6 protein-coding genes are annotated in these 8,287 nt (G+C 69.6%); all 6 read left to right on the forward strand.

Features of this window, described 5'->3' with window-relative positions; genetic code table 11:
• Positions 1-46 precede the first annotated feature (46 nt).
• The 6 genes from FFS23_RS19405 (at position 47) to FFS23_RS19430 (ending at position 8,239) form a co-directional block, all read left to right on the forward strand.
• Positions 47-1,408: a sensor histidine kinase gene (locus FFS23_RS19405; RefSeq protein WP_502702164.1), complete on the forward strand. Its 1,362-nt coding sequence runs from the start codon at positions 47-49 to the stop codon at positions 1,406-1,408.
• Between the two features lie 268 nt (positions 1,409-1,676).
• Complete coding sequence (locus FFS23_RS19410) at positions 1,677-2,147, forward strand: GAF domain-containing protein (RefSeq protein WP_052075749.1); 471 nt, start codon at positions 1,677-1,679, stop codon at positions 2,145-2,147.
• A gap of 102 nt (positions 2,148-2,249) precedes the next feature.
• Entirely contained in the window at positions 2,250-3,755 is a 1,506-nt protein-coding gene (locus FFS23_RS19415) for a carboxylesterase/lipase family protein (RefSeq protein WP_137899895.1), read from the forward strand.
• 13 nt (positions 3,756-3,768) lie between these two features.
• Positions 3,769-4,530 (forward strand): SDR family NAD(P)-dependent oxidoreductase, encoded by a 762-nt coding sequence (locus FFS23_RS19420; RefSeq protein ID WP_137899896.1) that lies wholly within the window; start codon positions 3,769-3,771, stop codon positions 4,528-4,530.
• Positions 4,531-4,647: 117 nt separating this feature from the next.
• Complete coding sequence (locus tag FFS23_RS19425; protein WP_137899897.1) at positions 4,648-6,834, forward strand: TonB-dependent receptor; 2,187 nt, start codon at positions 4,648-4,650, stop codon at positions 6,832-6,834.
• Positions 6,835-6,838: 4 nt separating this feature from the next.
• A complete protein-coding gene (locus tag FFS23_RS19430) occupies positions 6,839-8,239 on the forward strand; it encodes an FAD-binding oxidoreductase (protein WP_137899898.1) in 1,401 nt (466 codons plus the stop codon).
• Positions 8,240-8,287 lie beyond the last annotated feature (48 nt).

Below are 8,287 nucleotides of genomic sequence, written 5' to 3' on the forward strand. Positions count from 1 at the left end.
CGCGGTCGTTGGTGCGCCGCACGACGTCGGCGATCAGCGCCGCGCCATCGCCTTGCGCACGCGATTGCTCGTCGCGATGCTCGGGCCGTTGCTCGGCGTCGCGGTGCTGCTTGGTGTTGCGGGCGCGGCGCTGATCGCCGACGTCGTGCGGCGCACCAACGACCGCGTGCTCGGCGGCGCGCTCGGCGCGATCGCCGAGACGGTGCAGGTCGAGCGCGGCGAGGTGACGCTCGACCTGCCGCCCGCCGCCTTCGGCATGCTGGAGAACAGCGAACGCGACAACGTCTATTACCGCATCGCGGTCGGCGGCGATCTGCTCACCGGCTATGCCGACCTTCCCGCCCCCGCCCCCGATGCGCTGGCGATCGACCAGCCGCGCTTCCGCTTCGCCGACTATCGCGACCAGCGCATCCGCATCGCCGAAGTCCGCCGCGCCTTGCCCGGCATCGAGCGACCGGTCGTCGTCCAGGTCGCCGAGACGCTCGACGGCCGCCGCGCGCTCAGCCGCCGGTTGATGATCGCGCTGCTCGGCGGCGAACTCGCGCTGGTCGGCATCGCCATTCTGCTGCTGCGCCCGGCGCTCAGCTGGAGCCTGCGCCCGCTCGCCCGGCTGCGCGGCGCGGTCGAGGCGCGCGAGGGCCATGCCGCGCCCGACCTGTCGCCGATCGACGCCGGCCCGCTGCCGCTCGAACTGCGTCCGCTCGCCGAGGCGTTCGACCGGCTGCTCGCCCAGCTCGACACCGCGACCGCCGCGACGCGCCGCTTCACCGCCGACGCCTCGCACCAGATGCGCACGCCGCTGTCGGTGCTCAAGGTGCAGATCGAGCTTGCCCGCCGCGGCTCGCGCGAGGCGCTCGACGAGATCGCCACCGCCGCCGCGCGGCTCGAACGGCTGCTGATCCAGCTGCTCGCGCTCGCCCGCGCCGAGGAGGCGGGCGCCGCGCCGCCGCTCGAACGCGTCGACCTGCGCGAGGTGGCGGTCCGCGTCATCAGCCGCCGCATCGGCCAGGCGATCGACGCCGGCGTCGAACTCCAGCTCGACGCCGCGGCGGCGCCCGCCTGGGTGCACGGCCACCGCACCTTATTAGTCGAAATCCTCAGCAACCTCATCGACAATGGCATCCGCTACAACCGGCGCGGCGGCACCGTCACCGTCGCGATCCGCGACGCCGACGGCGGCGTCGATCTCTCCGTGCGCGACGACGGACCCGGCATCGCCGCCGCCGACCGCGACCGCGCGCTGGAGCGGTTCGTCCGGCTCGGCGACCGCCATGCGCCCGACGGCAGCGGGCTCGGCCTTGCCGTCGTACGCTCGGCCGCGGCGCGGATCGGCGCGACGCTGCGGCTGGCCGATGCCGAGCCCGGCCTCGCCGTCCTCCTCCACCTGCCCGACGCGCCGTCATCGTAGTAAATCGTCCGTTAACGAGAATTCACCTCATTTCGATTGGATTATTCTTCGCCGACTTGTTCTCCCCTGCTGACGACAGCTGCCGATATCCACCGGCTTTGCTTGGTATTTTCAGTTGCTTTGTTAGGAAACCAATTGCGATACTTGGAGTTGTTGATGAAACAGGTGGGAGAGCACGGTGAACGAGCCGCGCGTCAGTTCATGGTTTGATGCTTTCTCCGCGGAGAAGACGCGGCAACTTGCCGTGGATCGCAGCCGGGCGGTTTCGATGCGCGGCAGCACCGAACTCGCGCGGATCGTCGACGTCGTGCGCGATCATTATCACCGGCCCTATGCGGCGATCTCGATCATCGACAAACGCTCGCAGATCCTGCTCGCCGAGCGTGGCCTCGGCATCGCCGAGACCGCGCGCAGCACCGCCTTCTGCGCGGTGACGATCCAGCAGGGCGGCCGCGCGCTCGTCGTTCCCGATGCGCGCGAGGACGCCCGCTTCGCCAAGTTCGACAGCGTCACCCGCGATCCCTTCGTCCGCTTCTACGCGGGCGTGCCGATCCATGACGAGGCGGGCATGGCGCTCGGCGCACTCTGCATCGCCGACAGCGCGCCGCTGACCGGGGATTTCGACCGGTCGCTGCTCGTCATGATGGCCCGCGAAGCCGAGCGCGCCATCGCCGCCATCGCCCCCGCTCCCACCCCCGCACCGACGCCCTGGCGGCTCCGCCTCGAGTCCGACGTCTGATCGGGCCGCGGGTCAGGCCGCCCTCGCCGGGCACGGCAAATCACCCGATCGGCATAACGATGGGCGCTACGCCGGGCGCCCGGCCCGCGGCATAAGGGCAGGATGTCGTCGCTTCCCCCTCCCGTGGTCGAGACCGGTGCCGGACCGGTCGAAGGGCGCCGCCATGGCGCGCTCACCGTCTTTCGCGGCATTCCCTATGCCGCGGCCCCCGTCGGCGCGCACCGCTTCGCGCCGCCCGCACCGGTGCCGCGCTGGTCCGGCGTGCGGCCGGCGGTCGCGCCCGGGGCCAACGCGCCGCAGCGGACGCGCAAGCTGCCTGGCCTCGATGCCGCACCGCTGATCGGCGAGGGCTGGACGCCGGGCGACGAATATCTCGCGCTCGACGTCTGGTGCCCGGCGGGGGACGAGCGGGCGCGCCCGGTCATGGTGTTCATCCACGGCGGCGGCTTCGTCGTCGGCAGCAAGGACGCCGGCGTGCAGACCGGTGCGAGCTTCGCGCGCGACGGCATCGTCTATGTCGCGATCAACTACCGCATGGGGGTCGACGGCTTCCTGCCGATCCCCGGCGTGCCGACCAACCTCGGCCTGCGCGACATGATCGCCGCGCTCGGCTGGGTGCGCGACGAGATCGCAGCCTTCGGCGGCGATCCCGCCAACGTCACCGTCTTCGGTGAGAGCGCGGGCGCGATGGCGATCGCCGATCTGATCGCCTCGCCGCTCGCCAGGGGGCTGTTCCAGCGTGCCATCGTGCAAAGCGGCCATGGCGGCATGACCCGCACCGTCCCGGTCGCGCAGCGACTGGTGCGCAAGATGGCGACGTTGCTCGGCGTCACCCCCGATCGCGCCGGATTTGCGAGCGTCGCACCCGGCGACCCGCTGCTCGATGCGGTGGAAACGGTGTCGCTGCCCACCACCCGGCTCGACCTGCGCGGCGACGACGGGCGCGAGCCGGTGTTCGGGATCAGCCGCTTCGTCCCCGTCCACGGCGACGACGTGCTGCCGCTCGCGCCGCTCGAGGCGCTCAAACAGGGCGCGGGTGCCGAGGTCGCGCTGCTGATCGGCAGCAACCGCGAGGAGATGAACCTCTATCTCGTCCCCAGCGGCGTCCGCGACAAATTGAACAGCGCGGTCGGCAGGCTGCTCGCCTGGGTCGTGCTGCGCAAGTCGCAGCCGCGCGCCTGGGCCGTGCTCAAGGCCTATGGCATGGGGCGTGGCAAACCCGCCGGACAGGCGCTGACCGATGCGATGACCGACCTCGTCTTCCGCTGGCCGGCGCGCCGCTTCGCCGAGGAGCATCGCGGCCGCACCCATATGTACGAATTCGAATGGCGCTCGCCGCGCTACGACGACGGGCTCGGCGCGTCGCACGGCATGGAACTGCCCTTCGTCTTCGACAGCCTCGCCACCTGCACCGGCGCCGAAGGATTGTGCGGCACCGCGCCGCCGCAGGACCTCGCCGACCGCATCCATGCGCTCTGGGTGCAATTCGCCCGCGACGGATCGCTGCCCTGGGCGCCGTTCGAGCGCGACGGCCGCACCGTCTACCAGCTCGCCGCCGGCGAACCGGTTGCCGAACCGGTGATGCCCGCCGCCGCCTTCCTGCCCTGATCGGATTGCGCCCATGTATCTCGATCGTCTGCGCCTCGACGGGCGCACCGCCTTCGTCACCGGCGCCGCGCAGGGCATCGGCTTCGCCTGCGCCGATGCGCTCGGCGAGGCCGGCGCGCGCGTCATCCTCGCCGACCGCGATCCCGACGCGCTCGGCGCCGCGCTGGAACGCCTGCGTGGCCAGGGCCGCGCCGTCGACGGCGTCCTGCTCGACGTCACCGATCCCGCTGCGGTGACCCGCATCGCCGACAGCGCCGGCGTGGTCGACGTGCTCGTCAACAACGCCGGCATCGCGCGCAGCGACACCCCCGCCGAAGACGTCACCGACGAGCAATGGCGCAACGTCCTCGACGTCAACCTCAACGGCACCTTCTGGTGCGCGCGCGCCTTCGGCCGGCATATGCTGGCGCGCGGCAGGGGCAGCATCGTCAACATCGGCTCGATGTCGGGGTTCATCGTCAACCGCCCGCAGCCGCAGAGCTATTACAACGCCAGCAAGGCCGCGGTGCATCAGCTCACCCGCAGCCTCGCCGCCGAATGGGCGCCGCGCGGGGTGCGCGTCAACGCGGTCGCGCCGACCTATATCGCCACCCCGCTCAACGCCTTCGCCGACAAGGACAGCGAAATGTACCGCCGCTGGATCGACGGCACGCCGCAGGCGCGGCTCGGCGAACCCGAGGAGGTCGCCGCGATCGTCCATTTCCTCGCCAGCGACGCCGCCAGCCTGATGACCGGCAGCATCGTTCTCGCCGACGGCGGTTACAGCTGCTGGTGATCGGCGAAGTCGCAGAGCCGATCGGCATATCCGATCGACCTTTCGGATAGGTATCGAAAGGCGCACAACCTTTCTGACAGGTGGGCGAAGACTCACCGGCCGAAGAGAGGATTTTCGATGCGCCTTCGCACCCTGTTTGCCGTCACCACCGCGCCCGTCGCGCTGCTCGCTTTTGCCGCACCCGCCGCCGCGCAGGTCGCCGAGGCCCCCGACGTCACCGATACCGCCCCGCCCGGCCGCGCCACCGGTGCCGCCCCGCAGACCGGCGATCAGGACATCGTCGTCACCGCCCGCAAGCGTGCCGAGTCGCTGCTCGACGTGCCGATCGCCGCCACCGCGATCAGCGGCAACACGCTGACCGAACGCGGCGTCAATTCGGTGCGCGAGGCCGCCTCTCTCACCCCCGGCCTCAACATCGCCAGCGACGGCGCCGGCCGCGCCTTCGTCTCGATCCGCGGCGTCGGCGTCACGCTGGTGCAATCGGTGCAGCCCGGCGTCGGCCTGTTCATCAACGGCATCTACCAGCCCAACACCTCCTACCTCAACAATCCGCTGCTCGACATTGACCGGATCGAGGTGCTGCGCGGCCCGCAGGGCACGCTGTACGGCAAGAACACCTTGGGCGGCGCGATCAACGTCATCACCCGCCAGCCGTCGAACGAGACCGAGGCGCGCGGCAATTTCAGCTTCGCCGGCCCCGACGACAGCATCCTCGCCTCCGCCTCGGTCAGCGGCCCGATCATCAAGGACGTGCTGCAGGTCCGCGTCGCCGCCGGCCACCGCCAGCAGGACGGCTTCCTGCGCAACAACCTGCTCGGCATCGACGCCAGCCCGTTCAAGACCGACTCGCTCAACACCACGATCCGCTTCGTCCCGACCGGCGACGTCGTGCTGACCGTCAACGGCTATTACGACTGGGTCGAAGGCGCCAACACGCCCTATGCGCGCGTTACCGGCCCGACCGATTATTCGCGGATCGTCCAGTTCAACGCACCCAATCGCATCCAATATCGCTATCGCGGCGTCAACGCGCGGCTGGAGACGCCGATCGAGGCGATCAATTCCAAATTCACCCTCGTCGGCTCCTATGACGCGCGCAACGGCGTCTCCCCAAATAGCGACGCCGATTTCGGCCCCGCCGACATCGCGCGCAGCAACGGCACCGACAGCCTGCGCACCAAGACCGTCGAGACCCGCCTCGACACCGAACTCAGCGGCACGCTCAGCACCCTGCTCGGCCTGTTCTACAGCCGCGAGGAGGCGACCGCGTTCGACCGCACCCGCATCCTGCCCGCCAACCTCACCCGCCTGACCAACAACGCCACCAAGGCGGACACCTATGCCGCGTTCGGCACGATCTTCTGGAAGCCGACGACCGCCTGGGAGATCGCGCTCGGCCTGCGCTACGATCACGAGAAGCGCAGCGCCGATGGCGACATCGCGATCACCGTCGGCGCGGCGGCGCTGCCGACCACCCTCTCCAACGCGCAGCTCAAATCCGATCAGGTCGAACCGCGCCTTTCGATAACCCGCCACTGGACCAGCCAGTTGATGACCTATGCCTCGGTGGCGCGCGGCTATCGCGGCGGCGGCTTCAACGCGCCGACCGCGCCGATCCGCACCTACAAGGGCGATTCGGCATGGACCTATGAGATCGGCTCGAAATACGTCTCGCCCAATCGCGCGTTCAGCCTGTCGGGCAACGTCTTCTACAACGATTATTCCAACTACATCGGTCTCAACTCGATCGCGCCGGCGGCGGGAGGCGGCCTCGTCACCGTCGATCTCAACAGCGGCGACGTCGAAAGCTACGGCGCCGAGCTGGAGGCGACGATCCGGCCGGTGTCCAACTGGACGATCAACGGCAGCGTCACCTACATCCACGCCCGACTGACCGATTCCTCGCCCTATACGCTGGTGACCGGCCGCACGCTGTCGTCCGACCGGCTGACCTTCCAGCCCGATTTTAGCGGCAACATCTACAGCGACTATACCATCCCCCTCGGCGGCGAGGACACGCTGACGCTGACCGGCGGCGTCGTCGCCAAGGGCAGCCGCCTCGCCGCGACGCTCAACCAGACGACGCCGACCTTCCTGCGCCCCTATGCGCTGGTCAACGCCGCGATCACCTATCGCACCGGCCCGCTGGAGGTGGCGGCCTTCGCCAACAACCTGCTCCAGAAGAACTATTTCGACGCCTATATCGAAAGGACGACGCTCGCCCTCGCCGGCCTGCCCGCCTCCGATCTCGGCATCATCGGCGATCGCCGCCGCATCGGCGTCCGCCTCGGCTTCAGGTTCTGACCCCATGCATATCGACACCGCCCTCCCCCGCGCCGCGCCCGACCCGGCGTTCCTCGACCGGCTGCGCGCGCGCTTCGGCGAGCGCCTCCATCTCACCGACGCGATGCTGCGCCAGCATGGCTCGAACGAGGCGCATTTCGACGTCGTCCTGCCCGACGCGGTCGTGTTCGCCCATTCGACCGAGGAGGTCGTCGATCTCGTCAACCTCTGCGTTGCCGCCGACGTACCGATCGTGCCGTTCGGCGCCGGCACTTCGATCGAGGGCAATGCGGTGCCGGTGCGCGGCGGCGTCAGCGTCAATCTCGGCGAGATGAACCAGATCGTCGCGGTCAATGCCGAGGATTTCGACTGTACGGTGCAGGCCGGCTGCCGACGCGAGCAGCTCAACGAGCATCTCCGCGACACCGGCCTGTTCTTCCCGATCGATCCCGGCGCCAATGCGACGATCGGCGGCATGGCCTCGACCCGCGCCAGCGGCACCAATGCGGTGCGCTACGGCACGATGCGCGAGGCGGTGCTGAGCCTCAAGGTCGTCACCCCCGACGGCAGGGTCGTCACCACCGCGCGCCGCGCGCGCAAGTCGGCGGCGGGCTACGACCTCACCCGCCTCTACGTCGGCAGCGAGGGCACGCTCGGCATCATCACCGAAGTGACGCTGCGCCTGCATCCGATCCCCGAGACGATCTCGTCCGCGGTGTGCGGCTTCGACAGCCTCGAAGGCGCGATCACCACCGTCGTCCAGTCGATCCAGGCCGGCGTGCCGCTCGCCCGCGTCGAGATCCTCGACGACATGCAGATCCGCGCGGTCAACGCCTGGTCGAAGCTCGCCTTGCCCGAGGTGACGACCTTGTTCTTCGAATTCCACGGCTCGCCGGGCGGCGTCGCCGAGCAGGTCGAGATGGTCGGCATGCTCGCCGCGGAAAATGGCGGCGGCGACTTCGCCTGGTCCAACCTCCCCGAGGAGCGCGGCAGATTGTGGAAGGCACGGCACGAGGCTTATTATGCCGCGGTGGCGCTGCGCCCCGGCGCGGTCGGCTGGGCGACCGACGTATGCGTGCCGATCAGCCGCCTGCCCGAATGCATCACCGCGACCAAGGCGGACCTCGCGACGTGCAGCGTCCCCGCGACGATCCTCGGCCATGTCGGCGACGGCAATTTCCACGTCATCTTCGCGTTGGATCCGGCGTCCAAAGCGGATCTCGCCGAGGTCGAGGGCGTCAACGCCCGCCTCGTCGCCCGCGCGCTGGCGATGGACGGAACGTGCACCGGCGAACACGGCATCGGCATCGGCAAGCAGCACTGGCTGGTCGAGGAACTCGGCGACGCCGTCGACGTGATGCGCACGCTGAAACGCGCGCTCGACCCGAAGGACCTGTTCAACCCGGGCAAGATCTTCAGTTTGTAACCGTTCCTAAAAGCCCCTCCCCTTCAGGGGAGGGGTTGGGGTGGGGCC

It is taken from the genome of Sphingomonas sp. 2SG (genome assembly GCF_005503285.1).
Classification (GTDB): domain Bacteria; phylum Pseudomonadota; class Alphaproteobacteria; order Sphingomonadales; family Sphingomonadaceae; genus Sphingomonas; species Sphingomonas taxi.